16 protein-coding genes and 1 pseudogene are annotated in these 15,678 nt (G+C 58.3%); 13 read left to right on the forward strand and 4 right to left on the reverse strand.

Annotation, left to right across the window (positions count from 1 at the left end; all coding sequences use genetic code 11):
* The 6 genes and pseudogenes from H7A77_RS17210 to uspE form a co-directional block, all read left to right on the forward strand.
* Positions 1-514 (forward strand): annotated as a pseudogene (locus tag H7A77_RS17210) (tagatose-6-phosphate ketose isomerase); the annotation flags it as partial.
* A gap of 9 nt (positions 515-523) precedes the next feature.
* The gene (locus H7A77_RS17215) at positions 524-1,378 is read left to right on the forward strand and encodes a tagatose bisphosphate family class II aldolase (RefSeq protein ID WP_172755688.1); all 855 of its coding nucleotides are present in this window, start codon (positions 524-526) and stop codon (positions 1,376-1,378) included.
* A gap of 306 nt (positions 1,379-1,684) precedes the next feature.
* Complete coding sequence (locus H7A77_RS17220) at positions 1,685-1,996, forward strand: hypothetical protein (RefSeq protein ID WP_033643206.1); 312 nt, start codon at positions 1,685-1,687, stop codon at positions 1,994-1,996.
* A gap of 219 nt (positions 1,997-2,215) precedes the next feature.
* On the forward strand, positions 2,216-2,740 hold the full coding sequence (ogt, locus tag H7A77_RS17225; RefSeq protein WP_004938274.1) for a methylated-DNA--[protein]-cysteine S-methyltransferase: 525 nt from the start codon (positions 2,216-2,218) through the stop codon (positions 2,738-2,740).
* Positions 2,741-3,020: 280 nt separating this feature from the next.
* Positions 3,021-3,785 (forward strand): FNR family transcription factor, encoded by a 765-nt coding sequence (locus H7A77_RS17230; protein WP_004938278.1) that lies wholly within the window; start codon positions 3,021-3,023, stop codon positions 3,783-3,785.
* A 126-nt stretch (positions 3,786-3,911) separates the two neighbouring features.
* On the forward strand, positions 3,912-4,874 hold the full coding sequence (gene uspE, locus H7A77_RS17235) for a universal stress protein UspE (RefSeq protein WP_004938281.1): 963 nt from the start codon (positions 3,912-3,914) through the stop codon (positions 4,872-4,874).
* Between the two features lie 61 nt (positions 4,875-4,935).
* Here the strand turns inward: uspE and pntB are convergent, their stop codons facing one another.
* Positions 4,936-6,330 (reverse strand): Re/Si-specific NAD(P)(+) transhydrogenase subunit beta, encoded by a 1,395-nt coding sequence (gene pntB, locus H7A77_RS17240; RefSeq protein WP_182074444.1) that lies wholly within the window; start codon positions 6,328-6,330, stop codon positions 4,936-4,938.
* Between the two features lie 10 nt (positions 6,331-6,340).
* On the reverse strand, positions 6,341-7,870 hold the full coding sequence (gene pntA / locus H7A77_RS17245; protein ID WP_147880446.1) for a Re/Si-specific NAD(P)(+) transhydrogenase subunit alpha: 1,530 nt from the start codon (positions 7,868-7,870) through the stop codon (positions 6,341-6,343).
* A gap of 537 nt (positions 7,871-8,407) precedes the next feature.
* Here pntA and ydgH point away from each other — a divergent pair.
* On the forward strand, positions 8,408-9,358 hold the full coding sequence (gene ydgH / locus H7A77_RS17250; RefSeq protein WP_025302966.1) for a DUF1471 family protein YdgH: 951 nt from the start codon (positions 8,408-8,410) through the stop codon (positions 9,356-9,358).
* Here the strand turns inward: ydgH and H7A77_RS17255 are convergent.
* The gene (locus tag H7A77_RS17255; RefSeq protein ID WP_147837989.1) at positions 9,351-9,545 is read right to left on the reverse strand and encodes a hypothetical protein; all 195 of its coding nucleotides are present in this window, start codon (positions 9,543-9,545) and stop codon (positions 9,351-9,353) included. The two genes, ydgH and H7A77_RS17255, sit on opposite strands and share 8 nt — an antisense overlap.
* A gap of 57 nt (positions 9,546-9,602) precedes the next feature.
* Here H7A77_RS17255 and H7A77_RS17260 point away from each other — a divergent pair, with 57 nt between their 5' ends.
* The 3 genes from H7A77_RS17260 (at position 9,603) to H7A77_RS17270 (ending at position 12,127) form a co-directional block, all read left to right on the forward strand.
* Positions 9,603-10,994, forward strand: a complete 1,392-nt coding sequence (locus H7A77_RS17260) for an amino acid permease (RefSeq protein WP_033643208.1) — start codon at positions 9,603-9,605, stop codon at positions 10,992-10,994.
* A gap of 220 nt (positions 10,995-11,214) precedes the next feature.
* On the forward strand, positions 11,215-11,700 hold the full coding sequence (locus tag H7A77_RS17265) for a hypothetical protein (RefSeq protein WP_047026034.1): 486 nt from the start codon (positions 11,215-11,217) through the stop codon (positions 11,698-11,700).
* Between the two features lie 31 nt (positions 11,701-11,731).
* Positions 11,732-12,127 (forward strand): pyridoxamine 5'-phosphate oxidase family protein, encoded by a 396-nt coding sequence (locus H7A77_RS17270; protein ID WP_033643210.1) that lies wholly within the window; start codon positions 11,732-11,734, stop codon positions 12,125-12,127.
* A 98-nt stretch (positions 12,128-12,225) separates the two neighbouring features.
* Here the strand turns inward: H7A77_RS17270 and H7A77_RS17275 are convergent, their stop codons facing one another.
* Positions 12,226-12,636 carry a hypothetical protein gene (locus H7A77_RS17275; RefSeq protein ID WP_033643211.1) on the reverse strand — a complete coding sequence of 137 codons (411 nt, stop codon included), beginning with the start codon at positions 12,634-12,636 and terminating at the stop codon, positions 12,226-12,228.
* A 183-nt stretch (positions 12,637-12,819) separates the two neighbouring features.
* Between H7A77_RS17275 and folM the strand changes: the two genes are divergently transcribed.
* From folM to rstB, 3 genes are all read left to right on the forward strand, one after another.
* Positions 12,820-13,542, forward strand: a complete 723-nt coding sequence (gene folM / locus H7A77_RS17280; RefSeq protein ID WP_033643212.1) for a dihydromonapterin reductase — start codon at positions 12,820-12,822, stop codon at positions 13,540-13,542.
* 75 nt (positions 13,543-13,617) lie between these two features.
* On the forward strand, positions 13,618-14,343 hold the full coding sequence (gene rstA, locus H7A77_RS17285) for a two-component system response regulator RstA (RefSeq protein ID WP_182074445.1): 726 nt from the start codon (positions 13,618-13,620) through the stop codon (positions 14,341-14,343).
* Positions 14,340-15,644, forward strand: coding sequence for a two-component system sensor histidine kinase RstB (rstB, locus tag H7A77_RS17290; RefSeq protein WP_182074446.1), 1,305 nt, complete (start codon positions 14,340-14,342; stop codon positions 15,642-15,644). The genes rstA and rstB overlap by 4 nt, the downstream gene beginning before the upstream one ends.
* Positions 15,645-15,678: the final 34 nt, after the last annotated feature.

Consider the following 15,678-nt stretch of genomic DNA (forward strand, 5'->3'; position numbering starts at 1 on the left):
GCCGCAGGTGAAGGCGCTGGCCGCCGGCGGCTTCCGCCGCTACATCACCCTTGGCGGCAGCTGCTTTACCGGCCTTGCCGAAGAGGCCTCGCTCAAGATGCTGGAGCTGACCGCCGGGCGCATCGTTACGCGCTACGACTCGCCGCTCGGCCTGCGTCATGGCCCGAAATTTATGGTCGACGGCCAGACGCTGGTGGTGTTGATGTTCTCGCGCGACGACTACGCCCGCCAGTATGACCGCGATCTGTGGAACGAGCTGCAGCGCGATGGGCAGGCGATGCAGCTGGTCGGATTGACCGGCGAGCGCCAACCCCTCGCCGATACCCTGCTGCATATGCACGATGCGGCAGACGATATCTGGCTGCTGTTCCCGTATCTGCTGTTCACCCAGATGCTGGCCTTCGAGAGTTCGCTGGCGCTGGGGCTGACCCCGGATAACCCCTGCCCGACCGGCGAGGTTAACCGGGTGGTGAAAGGCGTGACGATTTACCGTTTTCCTTCCCCCGTGCAGTAAGGAGATCCCATGTATCTGATAGCCAACCGAGACATGCTGCTCAAGGCGCAGCGCCAGGGTTACGCCGTTCCGGCGTTTAACGTTCACAATCTGGAAACCGTGCAGGTGGTGGCGGAGACCGCCGCCGAGCTGCGCTCGCCGGTGATCATGGCCGGCACGCCCGGCACCTTCAGCTATGCCGGCACCGACTACCTGATCGGTATCTGTCAGGCGGCCGCGCACCGCTACGATCTGCCGCTGGCGCTGCATCTGGATCATCACGAAGAGCTCGATGACATCGAGCACAAGGTGAAAAGCGGCATCCGCTCGGTAATGATCGACGGCTCCCATTTGCCGTTCGAGCAGAATATCGCCAAGGTGGCCGCCGCAGTGGCCCTGTGCCATCGCTACGGCGCCAGCGTGGAGGCGGAGCTGGGCCGCCTGGGCGGGCAAGAGGACGATCTGATCGTCGATACGGCGGACAGCTTCTATACCGACCCGGTGGCGGCACGCGAGTTTGTCGCCGCCACCGGCATCGATTCGCTGGCGGTGGCGATCGGTTCCGCCCACGGCCTGTATCGCGGCGAACCGAAGCTGGACTTCGAACGCCTGGCGCTGATCCGCGAACAGGTGGACGTGCCGTTGGTGCTGCACGGCGCCTCCGGCATTCCGGAAGCGATGGTCAAGCGCGCGATCTCGCTCGGCGTTTGCAAGGTCAACGTCGCCACCGAATTGAAAATCGCCTTCGCCGATGCGGTAAAAAGCTACTTTTCACAGCACCCGGATGCCAACGATCCGCGCAAATACATCGTCCCCGGCAAGCTGGCGATGAAAGAAGTGGTGGCGGAAAAGATCCGCATCTGCGGCAGCAGCGGCATGCTGTAACCCCACACCCGCCCCCGGTTTCAGTGGCTGCACCACGGGGGCGAAAACATCCCGCCATTTTCCGCTTTCCTGAGAGAACGATCACAGCCTGTTATCCCGCCCGCGCCTGAAACCATTAACCGGTCTTCACTATGATCCAAATCATGGTTTTACTCATCCTACCTCTCTATTATCAAATTCATTGAATGCAGGCAGTAGGATTTTTGCCCATTCGTTTTTATTTCGCCAAGCGAAATAGCTTATTTGATGAAAACAAGCGCGCTTGTTTTTTAATTGGCAGTGTTTTTACTCTGAAAGGAACAGCGTATGAACCATTACTTAGCCGTATTAAGCGCATTGGTCATTCTGCCCTTCGCTCTGCAAGCAAAACCGCTTTCCGGCAGCCAGGTCGCCTCTGGCGTCGTACGCTTCACCGGCGCCATTACCACGCCTGCATGCACCGTCAAACATCAGGATGAAAAGCTTATCTCCAGCTGCTTCGGTAAAGTGACGGAATATCAGAACGGGTATATATCCTCTTCGTTAAAAGCGATGCCAAAAGAATTAGTTTCTGCCGTCAGCAGTGAGATGGTGAATAACGATCCCCATTTAAAACGCGTGACCATCAGCTATAAGTAACCACAAAGCGTTACTGCCTGCTGAAATAATAAACAAGACACAACTTGTCTTGATGACTTATAAATTTATTTTATAAATTTATCACACAATAACTCCCCGACTTACCGTAAGCCGGCTATTCGGGCGACCCTGCGGTCGCCCATCAGCATGTCCGAAATCCGCCATCGCTCCCTTGCGTTTCATGCGATAATCGCCCTACCAAACCGAGGAGTGATCCAGATGCAGACTTTTTTGATTGATCGTACCGCCACGCCGGTGGGAGAACTGGTGCTGATTGCCGATGAACAGGGGCGCCTGCGGGCGATTGACTGGACCGATCACGAAGCGCGCCTGATGAAGCTGCTGAATACCCACTACCGCGCCGATCGGTTCACCCTGCGCGAACAGCGCGATCCCAGCGGGCTGACCGACGCCATGCAGCGCTATTTCGCCGGGGAACTGAGCATTATCGATCGGTTGCCGGTGATGACCGCCGGCACCGAGTTCCAGCGCACCGTGTGGCAACAGCTGCGCCAAATCCCCTGCGGCGAGATCCTGACCTACGGCCAGCTCGCGCAACGCATCGGCCGTCCGACCGCCTCACGCGCAGTCGGCATGGCCAACGGTTCAAATCCGATCAGCATCGTCGTGCCCTGCCACCGAGTGATCGGTTCGCAAGGCGCACTGACCGGCTATGCCGGCGGCGTACAGCGCAAACAATGGCTGCTGCAGCACGAAGGCTACCTGCCTAAAAGCCTGCTGTAGCCGCGCCAGGCGATTATCCGGCGCCATTGTTTGGCGACGCTTAATAAAGCCCATTGCTCAACGCCACGCTCGCAGGCCGCTGAACCCTATGAATAACTGGTGTGGATAAAACGCATAAGTCACAAATAATACTCATAACTTCAGTCCCCTACAGAATAATCGGCGGCATGTGTGCGTAAAATTCGCACACAATGCCCCTATTCAGACTAATGCTACCCTTATCAGCTGCGGCAAAAGATGTTAAAATTGACTCATATCAATTATTGAATGAGCGTAATCTATGATCCCGGAAAAACGCGTGATTCGTCGTATCCAGTCTGGTGGTTGTGCGATCCATTGCCAGGACTGCAGCATCAGCCAGCTGTGCATTCCTTTCACCCTTAATGCCCACGAGCTGGATCAGCTCGACAACATTATCGAGAGGAAAAAGCCTATTCAGAAAGGCCAGACCCTGTTCAAGGCCGGCGACGAGCTGAAATCGCTGTACGCGATCCGTTCCGGGACCATCAAGAGCTACACCATCACCGAGCAAGGCGACGAGCAGATCACCGGCTTCCACCTGGCGGGTGACCTGGTGGGCTTTGACGCCATCGGCGGCCTGAAGCACCCAAGCTTCGCCCAGGCGCTGGAAACCTCGATGGTGTGCGAAATTCCGTTCGAGACCCTCGACGATCTGTCCGGCAAAATGCCAAACCTGCGTCAGCAGATCATGCGGTTGATGAGCGGCGAGATCAAAGGCGACCAGGACATGATCCTGCTGTTGTCGAAGAAAAACGCCGAAGAGCGCCTGGCGGCGTTCGTTTACAACCTGTCGCGCCGCTTTGCGGAGCGCGGTTTCTCTCCGCGCGAGTTCCGTTTGACCATGACCCGCGGCGATATCGGCAACTATCTCGGCCTGACGGTGGAAACCATCAGCCGGCTGCTGGGCCGCTTCCAGAAAAGCGAAATCCTCAGCGTGAAAGGCAAATACATCACCATCGAAAACGCCGACGCCCTGTCGGTGCTGGCCGGTACGCCGCGTATCAACGTGACCGTCAACGCCTGATTCTCCTGCCGGATCACCATTTCCCCGAAATTGTTGATCCGGCACGCTTCTGTTGTTGTTCTGTTTTTCAATGTTGGGTTACTCTGTAAATTAACAGACTGTTGATTTCAGCTGTAAGGAGGCCCTATGGCGAAGTATCAGAATCTTCTGGTGGCTATTGACCCCAATCAGGACGATCAGCCGGCATTGCGCCGCGCCGTGTACCTGGTAAAACGGAACGGCGGGCGCATCAAGGCCTTCCTGCCCATCTATGACTTCTCTTACGAAATGACGACCCTGCTCTCCCCGGATGAAAGAACGGCGATGCGGCAAGGTGTGATCAGCCAACGCGCCGCCTGGATCAACGAGCAGTGCCGCTTCTATCTCAACGACGGCGTGCCGATCGAAATCAAAGTGGTCTGGCATAACCGCCCCTTCGAAGCCATCATTCAGGAAGTGCTTTCCGGCCAACATGACCTGCTGCTGAAAATGGCGCACCAACACGACCGGTTGGAGTCGGTGATCTTTACCCCCACCGACTGGCACCTGCTGCGCAAATGCCCTTGCCCGGTGTGGATGGTGAAAGACCAGCCCTGGCCGGAAGGCGGCAAGGCGCTGGTGGCGGTCAATCTGGCCAGCGAAGAACCCTATCACGACCCGCTCAATATCAAACTGGTGCAAGAAACCGTCGAACTGGCGCAAAACGTCAACCAGACCGAGGTTCACCTGGTCGGCGCCTATCCCGTTACCCCGATCAACATCGCCATCGAATTGCCCGACTTCGACCCAAGCGTCTACAACGACGCCATTCGCGGCCAGCATCTGATCGCCATGAAGGCGCTACGGCAAAAATTCTGCATTAAGGAAGAGTTCACCCACGTGGAAAAAGGCCTGCCGGAAGAGGTGATCCCCGATCTGGCCGAACACCTGCAGGCCGGCGTGGTGGTGCTGGGCACCCTGGGCCGCACCGGCATTTCAGCCGCCTTTATCGGCAACACGGCGGAACATGTGATCGATCATCTGAAATGCGACCTGCTGGTGATTAAACCGGAAAACTTCAACTGCCCGATCGAGGCGGATGAAGACGATGAACACGACGACGAAGATTAAGCTTCGCGCATAAAGAAACGGGCCGCTGAAAAGCGGCCCGTTTTTCTTTGGTTGCCCAATTTTACTTCTGCAACGCCCGCAAAATCGCTTCCACGCTGTCTTTGGCGTCGCCAAACAGCATTTGGGTGTTCTCCTTGAAGAACAGCGGGTTCTGCACGCCGGCGTAGCCGGTGTTCATCGACCGTTTGAACGCGATCACGTTCTGCGCTTTCCACACTTCCAATACCGGCATGCCGGCGATCGGGCTGCGCGGATCTTCCAGCGCCGCCGGGTTCACCGTATCGTTGGCGCCGATCACCAGCACGGTGTCGGTATCCGGGAAATCGTCGTTGATTTCATCCATCTCCAGCACCACGTCGTACGGCACCTTCGCCTCTGCCAGCAGCACGTTCATGTGGCCCGGCAAGCGCCCCGCGACCGGGTGAATGCCGAAGCGCACCTTCACGCCGCGCGCCCGCAGTTTTTCGGTGATTTCCGCCACCGGATACTGCGCCTGCGCCACCGCCATGCCGTAGCCCGGGGTGATGATCACCGAGGTGGAGTTTTTCAACTGCTCGGCCACCTCTTCCGCCGTGGTTTCACGGTATTCGCCCATCTCTTCGGCATCGCCGGTGGATGAACCGTCGCTGCCGAAACCGCCGGCGATCACGCTGATAAACGAGCGGTTCATCGCCTTGCACATGATGTAAGACAGGATCGCCCCCGAAGAGCCCACCAGCGCGCCGGTGACGATCAGCAGATCGTTGCTCAGCATGAAGCCCGCCGCGGCCGCCGCCCACCCCGAGTAGGAGTTGAGCATCGACACCACCACCGGCATGTCGGCGCCGCCGATCGAGGCGACCAGATGCCAGCCGAACGCCAGCGCGATCGCCGTCATCAGCAGCAGCGTCACCACCTGCCAGCCCACGCTGTCGGTGCGCACGAACGCCACCAGCAACAGGAACGAGATCACCAGCGCCGCCAGGTTCAGCTTGTGACGATTCGGCAGCATCAACGGCTTGGAAGAAATGATGCCGCGCAGCTTGCCGAAGGCGACGATCGACCCGGTGAAGGTCACCGCACCGATAAAGATGCCGAAGAACACTTCGGTCAGATGGATATTCGCCATCACCGGTTCCATCGGCGCACCGTGATCCAGATAACTGTTGAAACCGACCAGCACCGCGGCCAGGCCAACGAAGCTGTGCAGCACCGCCACCAGCTCCGGCATTTCGGTCATCTCGACCTTCTTCGCCAGATAGACGCCGATCGAGCCGCCGATGATCATAGCGATGATGATCCAGCCGACGTTGCCGGAATCCGGCCCCAGAATGGTCGCGATCAGCGCGATCGCCATGCCGGCGACGCCGAACAGGTTGCCCTGCTTCGACGTTTCATGACGCGACAGGCCCGCCAGGCTGAAAATAAACAAAATAGCGGCAACAATGTATGCAGCTGTAACCAATCCTCCAGACATTTGTTACCCCTTAGTTCTTGCGGAACATCTTCAGCATGCGCTGAGTGACGGTGAACCCACCGAAAATATTGATGCTGGCGATCAGCACGGCGATAAAGGAGAGAAAACTCACCCAGCCGCCGTGGCCAATTTGCAGCAGCGCACCGACTACGATAATCCCTGAGATCGCGTTGGTGACCGACATCAACGGGGTATGCAGCGCATGGCTGACGTTCCAGACCACGTAGTACCCGACCACGCAGGCCAGCGCGAACACGGTAAAGTGCGACAGGAACTCTTTCGGGGCTGCGTCCGCCAGCCAGCCGAACAGCAGGATCGCCAGAGCCATCAGGCCGTACTTCAGCCACGGCGAGGTCGGCTTGGCTTCAGGTTTGGCGACCGGTGCGGCGGCGGGCGCCGCTTTCGGCTGGGCGGAAACCTGGATCGGCGGCGCCGGCCAGGTGATTTCACCGCTGCGCACCACGGTAACGCCGCGGATCACCGTATCGTCGAAATCGATATCGATCTCGCCGTTCTTCTCTTTCGACAGCAGCTTCAGCAGGTTGACCAGGTTGGTGCCGTACAGCTGCGAAGATTGTGTCGGCAAGCGGCTCGGCAGATCGGTATAGCCGATGATTTTCACGCCGTTGTCGGTCACGGTAATGGTGTCGGCCACGGTCAGTTCGCAGTTGCCGCCGGTTTGCGCCGCCAGATCGACGATCACGCTGCCCGGCTTCATCGACGCCACCATCTCTTTGGTGATCAGCTTCGGCGCCGGTTTACCCGGGATCAGCGCGGTGGTGACGATGATGTCAACCTCCGCCGCCTGTGCGGCGAACAGCGCCATCTCGGCCTTGATAAAGGCTTCGGACATCACTTTGGCGTAACCGTCGCCGCTGCCCGCTTCCTCTTCAAAATCCAGCTCGAGGAATTCCGCGCCCATGCTCTGCACCTGCTCTTTCACTTCCGGGCGGGTGTCGAAGGCGCGCACGATGGCGCCGAGGCTGCCCGCAGCGCCGATCGCCGCCAGGCCGGCCACGCCGGCGCCGATGATCATCACCTTGGCCGGCGGCACTTTGCCGGCGGCGGTGATCTGGCCGGTGAAGAAGCGGCCGAACTCATGCGCCGCCTCGACGATGGCGCGGTAGCCGGCGATGTTGGCCATCGAGCTCAGCGCATCCATCGACTGGGCGCGCGAGATGCGCGGCACCGAGTCCATCGCCAGTGCGGTGACGTTGCGCGCCGCCAGCTTGGCCATCAGCTCGGGGTTTTGCGCCGGCCAGATAAAGCTGACCAGCGTGCTGCCTTCGCGCATCAAGGCGATCTCGTCGTCTTGCGGCGCGTTGACTTTCAGGATCAGATCCGACTGCCACACTTCGTTTTCGTCGACCAGCGCCGCGCCGGCGGCTTCGTAGGCGACGTCGTCAAAACTGGCCTGTTTTCCCGCCCCACGTTCAATCGCGACGGTAAAACCCAGCTTCAGCAGTTGTTCCACCGTTTTCGGCGTGGCTGCGACCCGGGCTTCATTGGCCAACCGCTCTCTTGGTACACCAATACGCATAATGTTCCCTTCTCACCTGTCTTGGATGATGTTTATTATTTTCCTGCCCATAGAACGGCGCCATCGGCGAGCGAGGCGTCAACTTGCCCGCACTGATTTCAGACGCCAACTATAACCTACTGAAAATAAGGTCGATGATCCATAATTGCTTACGCATTCAGCCCTGTTTTTACATAAAAACGCCGGGCGCGATATGACAAATCACAATTTACAGTGAAAAAATGCATACAGAACAGCACATTCTGCATGGTTAGAGGTTTGCGCCCGGCGTAACGATTTATCGCCATGCGGGGCGGATAAGCATAAAAGTTATCATTTTGTGAATAATTAACACTAATGACACCAAAGCCTTTATTATGGAAACTTATGGCGGCGGCGCCATCCGTGCGACCCGCGTCACCGTCAAGGATTTGTCGCACGGGATAACATAAAATGCTGAGACAGTTTTCAGAATTACATGTAATAATCGACGGCTGAATTACACTTAAACAGTTCAGTACGTTATAAACGTTAATGCGCTAGGCGAAAGGATTTTTTATGAAGCTGAAGACCACGATCATCGCGTCAGCCTTGTTATCACTCACCGCGCTGTCCGCTCATGCGGCGCAAGAGTTAACTCCTGAGAAAGCAGCGGCGCTGAAGCCGTTTGATCGCATCACGATTACCGGCCGCTTCAATGCGATCAATGAAGCCGTCGACGCCGTATCCCGCCGTGCAGACAAACTGGGTGCCGATTCCTTCTATATCCAGGACAGCAACAACAGCAATAACGGCGGCAACTGGCGCGTCACCGCAGACCTTTATCATAAAGATGCGCCAGAAGTGAGCAAAACACCAAAATACCGCGTATTTAACGGCGTGAATGAACTGCCTAAAGAGGAAGCCTACCTGCTGGAGCCTTACGATACCGTGAGCGTCAGCGGTTTCTACCGCAGCCAGCCGGACATTAACGACGCCATCTCCAAAGAAGCGCAGAAAAAAGGCGCCGCCTCGTTCTTCATCGTGCGCCAGGTTGACGCCAACTCCGGCGGCAACCAGTTCGTCACCGCCTACATCTATAAGGCCGATGCGCCGAAACGCCGCGTGCAGAGCCCGGACGCCATCCCGGCCGATTCTGACGCCGGCCGCGCCGCGCTGGCCGCCGGCGGCGCCGCAGCCGCGAAAGTCGAAATTCCTGGCGTCGCGTCTTCCGGTTCACCAAGCCGCGAAGTGGGCCGTTTCTTCGAAACCCAGTCCTCTACCGGCCAACGCTATACCGTCACGCTGCCTAACGGCACCAAGATTCAGGAAGTGAACAACGTCACCGCCGCGCAGATGGTGCCATTCGATTCCGTCACCTTCACCGGCCACTTCAACAGCATGACCGACGTGTCCACCGAAGTGGCGAAACGCGCGGCCGAGAAAGGCGCCAAGTACTACCACGTCACTCGCCAGTGGCAGAACAAGAGCGGCGGCAACCTGACCGTCAGCGCCGATCTGTTCAAATAAAACCCGCTTTTCGGTTTACCATCGGGCAGCCCTTGAGCTGCCCGTTTTTATTGCCGATCTTTTCGCCGCTCGTTGAATAGTTTTTTGTAAATTCCGCATATTCAATCATTGCATCTCTAATCATCCCTCCGTAGAATTTGCGCCAATTTTTAGGGCTATTGTCTATTAGCGCAATGGTTGTTAACACATTGTTGCCGCCAAGCAGTTCCCTTCCAGTTGTTTATTCTGCGTTCAGGATCCGTCATTGGAAAAAAAACTCGGTCTTACCGCGCTAACCGCTTTGGTGCTCAGCTCGATGCTGGGCGCCGGCGTGTTCAGTCTGCCGCAAAACATGGCGCAGGTCGCCAGCCCCGCCGCGCTGCTGCTGGGTTGGGGGATCACCGGCGTCGGCATTCTGTTTTTGGCGTTTGCCATGCTGTTGCTTACGCGTCTGCGCCCGGATCTGGACGGCGGCATCTTCACCTACGCCAAAGAGGGATTCGGCGAGCTGATGGGCTTCTGCTCTGCCTGGGGTTACTGGCTGTGCGCCGTGATCGCCAACGTCTCGTATCTGGTGATCGTGTTCGCGGCATTGAGCATTTTCACCGATCGCGGCGGCAACGTTATTCTCGGTGACGGCAATACCTGGCAGGCGCTGATCGCCGAATCCGCCCTGCTTTGGATCGTGCACGCGCTGGTGCTGCGCGGCGTGCAAACCGCCGCCAGCATCAATCTTGCGGCCACTCTCGCCAAGCTGCTGCCGCTGGGGATGTTCGCCGTTCTGGCGGCGATCGCCTTTAAAATGGACGTGTTCACGCTGGACTTCCAGGGGATCGCCCTCGGCAAGCCGGTATGGGAACAGGTCAAAGACACCATGCTGATCACCCTGTGGGTGTTTATCGGCGTGGAAGGCGCCGTGGTGGTTTCCGCGCGCGCGCGCAATAAGAAGGACGTGGGCCGCGCAACCATGTTGGCGGTACTGTCGGCGCTGGCGGTGTATCTGATGGTCACCTTGCTGTCGCTGGGCGTGGTGCCGCGCAGCGAACTGGCCGACATGCGCAACCCGTCGATGGCAGTGCTGATGGTGGAACTGATTGGCCCGTGGGGAGACGTGATCATCGCCGCCGGTCTTATCATTTCCGTGTGCGGCGCCTACCTCAGCTGGACCATCATGGCGGCGGAAGTCCCCCTGCTGGCCGCACAGCACGGCGCATTTCCACGCGTGTTCGGCAAGCAGAACCGCCATCACGCCCCATCGTCTTCGCTGTGGCTGACCAACATCGCGGTGCAGCTGGCGTTGGTGCTGATCTGGTTGACCGGCAGCAACTACAACTCGCTGTTGACCATCGCGTCGGAAATGATCCTGGTGCCTTACTTCCTGGTCGGCGCATTTCTGTTCAAGGTGGCTTACCGTCGCCGCGACAAGCGCCTGATCTTCGCCGCCACCGGCGCCTGCGTCTATGGTTTATGGCTGCTGTACGCTTCCGGGCTGATGCACCTGCTGATGTCGGTGCTGCTGTATGCGCCGGGCCTGTTGGTGTTCATGTACGCCCGCCGCGGCCATCAGGATATCAATCTGCTGAATCGCCTGGAAAAAGGCAGCATCTTACTGCTGCTGGTGGCCACGCTGCCCGCCGGCTGGTTTATGCTGCACTAAAGTGTCCCGTCAATGCGGCTGCCCGTCAGCCGCATTTTGCTTCCTCTTTTTCCCCTGCTACCGCGTTCCCCCCCTTTGCACAGTCAGCCATGCGCCACGCTTGCGATCTCAAATGCAATTAATTATCATTATCATTTATTGATTAATGGTAAGACGCGAGTGCCCCTGGCGAGAGGCGTCAGGCGGCGGATGAAGACAGGTTGAATATGGAAGGCATTTCATGGCTGAGAAACTGCTGCACGCATTACCTTTGTTTACCGCTTGGGAGGCGCTGATCGCCGAGGGCAACATGGCGTTTAATCAGCGGCACGATCGCCAGGCGATGGCGCGCTATCAACAGGCGCTGGAGGGGGCTCAGGCGATCATCGCAGAGAAGCCCTGGCTGAATGCGGAATATACCGCCAGATTTGAAGCGCTGAATATTTTCGAGTCTGCCCTTGCCGCGCTGATCGTCACGTTCAACAACATTACCCATCTGCGCCTGCGGCAGAAGCCTCTTCGCGGCGTCGAGCTGCATGTTCATCAGGCCCGAGTCGCTATCGAGCAACTCTTGGACGATACGTCGCTGTGCGAACAGATGCAGCAGATAGCCGAACGGCACCTGCTGCGTTTCAGGATTGAAACCCTGCACTTGCTGCGCGAACACCGGTTGCCGGAAACCAGCGTCTGCGCACCGGCGGCCAACGCTTCCGCTACCTTGCATTAAAAGTGACACACCAATCTGAGGGTCATCTGTAATGAATGAATTGAATGACGAGATGAAGAAGATGCTGGCTAAACAGCTGCCTGTGCAGGCGACCAGCAGCCCGAACGGCGTTCCCGATATCGGCCCCAAGCGCTCTTTGCGCCTCTATGATGACCGTACGCTGATTTACAACGAAAATACCGGAGGCCAAACGCTGAAAAACATCAAGGCCGGCTCGAAAATGGCCGTTGTGGTCATCGATCGCGAGGCGCTGGACGGTTACCGCTTCGTTGGCACGCCCGAACTGTTTCTGGCGGGCAAGCCGTTTGACGATGCGTTGACGTTTGCGGAAAAAAACGGAATGAAGCCGCCGAAGTACGCGGTGTTAATTCATATAGACAGTATTTATACCCTGCGCTCCGGCCCGAATGCCGGGACCCAGCTCTAGACGCCGGCCGTCATGCGGCGTGAGACATCACGTTCATGGTTAGGCCATCGCGACGAGTCAATTGCCTAACCATGAAGGGCGGCCGGGTTGATGCCCGGTCAGCTTTTGGGAGGGATCGCGACGGTCATGCGTTCACCCACCAGAGTAATCGCAATGCCTTCCGCACACTCTTTCTGAATGGCCGCCAGTTGTTGGGCCTCCAGCGCATAAGGCAACTGAATATCAAACACCGCCAGGCCCTGCTGCTGCGCCAGGTCAATCAGGCGCACGATGTTGGTTTCATCGCTGACCTGCGTCGACACCACCTGCAGCGCCAACTCTTTTAACTGCTCTTTGCGCGTTTGCGAGGTGGTCACGCGCGATTTCAACACCATGCCGAAGATCGGCATCACACCATAAATAGCATCAACAAAGCGCCAGTGCTTCCTGCACGATGCGGACAGAAAATCCATATAGTCGAAACAGATTTTCTCACTGCGCGCGATGGATGCAAGGTGATTGCTGTTCATCCCCTCATTCCTCTCATGGCCAGTGTTAACCCGTGGTCTTTCAAGCCGCCGCCGGGGGCAACCTGAAATGCATTGGGGATCTTATATCCAGAAATGGATAATCATGCGAAGCTTTAACGACTTTCCGCCGTATGATGGCATAATTCCCCTATTGTTTGCCAGTCTGTCCAGGAGCTTTAATCAATGGAACACCACAACTCCGCCCCGGTGCTGATTACCGGCGGCGCACGGCGCATAGGGCTGGCGCTCGCCAGAGCGTTTCTCCAGCGCGGCGTTCCGGTCATCATCGCCTACCGCAGCGAATATCCGGCGATGGCCGAGTTGAAAGCCTTGGGCGCCTGCTGCATTCAGGGCGATTTTTCCACCCATGAAGGCATTTATCGTTTCGCCGATCAGGTCCGGCAGGCCGCGCCCAAGCTGCGCGCGGTGATCCACAACGCCAGCGCCTGGCAGGCGGAGTCACCGGAGGTGCCGCCGGAACAGGTCATGGCGGCGATGCTGCAAATTCACGTCTACACGCCCTATTTGCTCAATCAACTGCTCGAGTCCTGCCTGACAGGCCAGGGCCAGGCCGGCGCCGACATTATCCATCTGACCGACTATGTGGTGGAAAAAGGCAGCGACAAGCATATCGCCTACGCCGCCAGCAAAGCCGCGCTGGACAACATGACCCGGTCGTTCGCCCGCAAATTGGCGCCCGAAGTCAAAGTCAACGCCATCGCGCCGGCGCTGATCATCTTCAATCCGGGCGACGACGAAGCTTATCGCCGGCAGGCGCTGGCGAAATCGCTGATGAAGGTCGCGCCGGGCGAGAGCGAAGTGGTCAATCTGGTGAACTACCTGCTGGAGAGCCGCTACGTCACCGGCCGCACCCACGGCGTCGACGGCGGGCGGCCGCTGCGCTGACGCAAAGATCCGCTTGGCGCAACCTCGCGGGCCGCGCTATGCTGAAATCCGCTTTTCTTATTAAAACACGGGCATATGCATAAAATTGTTTTTGTGGAAGACGATCCTGAAGTCGGCAAACTGATCGCCGCCTATCTGGGCAAACACGATATCGAGGTGCTGATCGAACCGCGCGGCGACAGCGCGCAGGCGCGCATCAAGCGCGAGCAACCCGACCTGGTGCTGCTGGACATCATGTTGCCCGGCAAAGACGGCATGACGCTGTGCCGCGATCTGCGCCCCACCTTCCCCGGCCCGATCGTGCTGCTGACCTCGCTCGACAGCGACATGAACCATATCCTGTCGCTGGAGATGGGCGCCAACGACTATATCCTGAAAACCACGCCGCCGGCGGTGTTGCTGGCGCGCCTGCGTTTGCATCTGCGTCAACACAGCCAGCAGCCGAAAGAAGAGTCGGTTCAGCCGCTTACCCAGCATAACGCGCTGCATTTCGGGCTGCTGTGCATCGATCCGGTCAACCGTCAGGTTACGTTGGGCGAGGAAACCATCACCCTGTCCACCTCGGATTTCGATCTGCTGTGGGAGCTGGCGACCCACGCCGGGCAGATCATGGATCGCGAGGCGCTGCTGCAAAACCTGCGCGGCGTGAGCTACGACGGCATGGACCGCAGCATCGACGTGGCGATCTCCCGCCTGCGCCGCAAACTGTACGACAATGCGCTGGAGCCTTTCCGTATCAAGACGGTGCGCAACAAGGGCTATCTGTTCGCCCCTAACGCCTGGGCATCGGTGCAACAATGAGAAAACTTTTCGTCCAGTTCTTCCTGTTGCTGTTCGTCTGTTTTCTGGTGATGGCGATGCTGGTCGGCCTGGTGTACAAGGTGACCGCCGAGCGCGCCGGCCGCCAGTCGATGGACGATTTGATGAAAAGCTCGCTGTACCTGATGCGCAGCGAGCTGCGCGAAATCCCGCTGAAGGACTGGAACAAGACTATCGCCACGCTGGATCTCAATCTGTCGTTCAAGCTTCATATCGAACCGCTCGGCAAACAGGAACTGAGCGAAGATCTGAAAAAGCGGCTGCGGCTGGGTGAAATCATCGCCCTCGACGATCAGTACACCTTTATGCAACGCATTCCGCGCAGCCACTATGTGTTGGTGGTCGGCCCCATTCCTTATCTGTTCTATCTGCACCAGATGCGTCTGCTGGATCTGGTGTTGCTGGTGTTTATCGGCATGTCGCTGGCGCTGCCGGTGTTTCTGTGGATGCGGCCGCACTGGCAAGACCTGCTCAAACTGGAAAACGCCGCCCAGCGGCTCGGCGCCGGGCATCTGGATGAACGCACCCACTTCGATCCCACTTCCAGCCTGAGCCGGCTCGGCGTGGCGTTCAACCAGATGGCCGACAACGTCAACACCCTGATCGCCAGCAAGAAACAGCTGATCGACGGCATCGCCCACGAGCTGCGCACGCCGCTGGTGCGCTTGCGCTATCGGCTCGAGATGAGCGATAACCTGTCCGAAGGCGAGCAGCAGGCGCTGAACCGCGATATCGGCCAACTGGAGTCGCTGATCGACGAGCTGCTGACCTATGCCCGCCTGGATCGGCCGCAGGTTGCGCTAAACATTGAACCCATCGATCTGCCAAAGTGGCTGGAGGACAAGGTCGATGATATCCGCCTTATCCATCAGGAACGCGACATCCAGCTCGACATCCCGCACGTCGGCGACTTCGGCGGCGTCGATCTGCGCCTGATGGAGCGCGTACTCGATAACCTGGTCAACAACGCGCTGCGCTATTCCGAGCAGCGCCTGCGCGTTGGGTTGTGGTTCGACGGCGATCTCGCCTGTTTGCAGGTCGAAGATGACGGGCCGGGTATCCCGCAGGAAGAGCGCGAGCGGGTGTTCGAGCCTTTCGTTCGCCTCGATCCCAGCCGCGATCGCGCCACCGGCGGCTGCGGGCTGGGGCTGGCCATCGTCCATTCCATCGCCGTCGCCTACCAGGGACAGGTGTTCGTCGAAGGCAGTTCGCTCGGCGGCGCCAGCTTCCGTTTCTGCTGGCCGGTGAAGCCGACATTCAGTTTAAAAGCCGATCTGGCGTAATACCGCCGGACCCTTCTCATTGGAGCCGAATAAT

Source organism: Serratia sp. ME47, from assembly GCF_903970925.1.
In the GTDB taxonomy this organism is placed as follows: Bacteria; Pseudomonadota; Gammaproteobacteria; order Enterobacterales; family Enterobacteriaceae; genus Serratia; species Serratia ureilytica.

What these genes read in the sequence shown, in the direction of transcription:
- H7A77_RS17215 (WP_172755688.1), top strand. Translation starts at nt 524, where the DNA reads ATGTATCTGATAGCCAACCGAGACATGCTGCTCAAGGCGCAGCGCCAG.
- H7A77_RS17270 (WP_033643210.1), top strand. Translation starts at nt 11,732, where the DNA reads ATGAATGAATTGAATGACGAGATGAAGAAGATGCTGGCTAAACAGCTG.
- ogt (WP_004938274.1), top strand. Translation starts at nt 2,216, where the DNA reads ATGCAGACTTTTTTGATTGATCGTACCGCCACGCCGGTGGGAGAACTG.
- H7A77_RS17230 (WP_004938278.1), top strand. Translation starts at nt 3,021, where the DNA reads ATGATCCCGGAAAAACGCGTGATTCGTCGTATCCAGTCTGGTGGTTGT.
- pntA (WP_147880446.1), bottom strand. Translation starts at nt 7,870, where the DNA reads ATGCGTATTGGTGTACCAAGAGAGCGGTTGGCCAATGAAGCCCGGGTC.
- rstB (WP_182074446.1), top strand. Translation starts at nt 14,340, where the DNA reads ATGAGAAAACTTTTCGTCCAGTTCTTCCTGTTGCTGTTCGTCTGTTTT.
- pntB (WP_182074444.1), bottom strand. Translation starts at nt 6,330, where the DNA reads ATGTCTGGAGGATTGGTTACAGCTGCATACATTGTTGCCGCTATTTTG.
- folM (WP_033643212.1), top strand. Translation starts at nt 12,820, where the DNA reads ATGGAACACCACAACTCCGCCCCGGTGCTGATTACCGGCGGCGCACGG.
- H7A77_RS17220 (WP_033643206.1), top strand. Translation starts at nt 1,685, where the DNA reads ATGAACCATTACTTAGCCGTATTAAGCGCATTGGTCATTCTGCCCTTC.
- rstA (WP_182074445.1), top strand. Translation starts at nt 13,618, where the DNA reads ATGCATAAAATTGTTTTTGTGGAAGACGATCCTGAAGTCGGCAAACTG.
- H7A77_RS17275 (WP_033643211.1), bottom strand. Translation starts at nt 12,636, where the DNA reads ATGAACAGCAATCACCTTGCATCCATCGCGCGCAGTGAGAAAATCTGT.
- H7A77_RS17265 (WP_047026034.1), top strand. Translation starts at nt 11,215, where the DNA reads ATGGCTGAGAAACTGCTGCACGCATTACCTTTGTTTACCGCTTGGGAG.
- ydgH (WP_025302966.1), top strand. Translation starts at nt 8,408, where the DNA reads ATGAAGCTGAAGACCACGATCATCGCGTCAGCCTTGTTATCACTCACC.
- uspE (WP_004938281.1), top strand. Translation starts at nt 3,912, where the DNA reads ATGGCGAAGTATCAGAATCTTCTGGTGGCTATTGACCCCAATCAGGAC.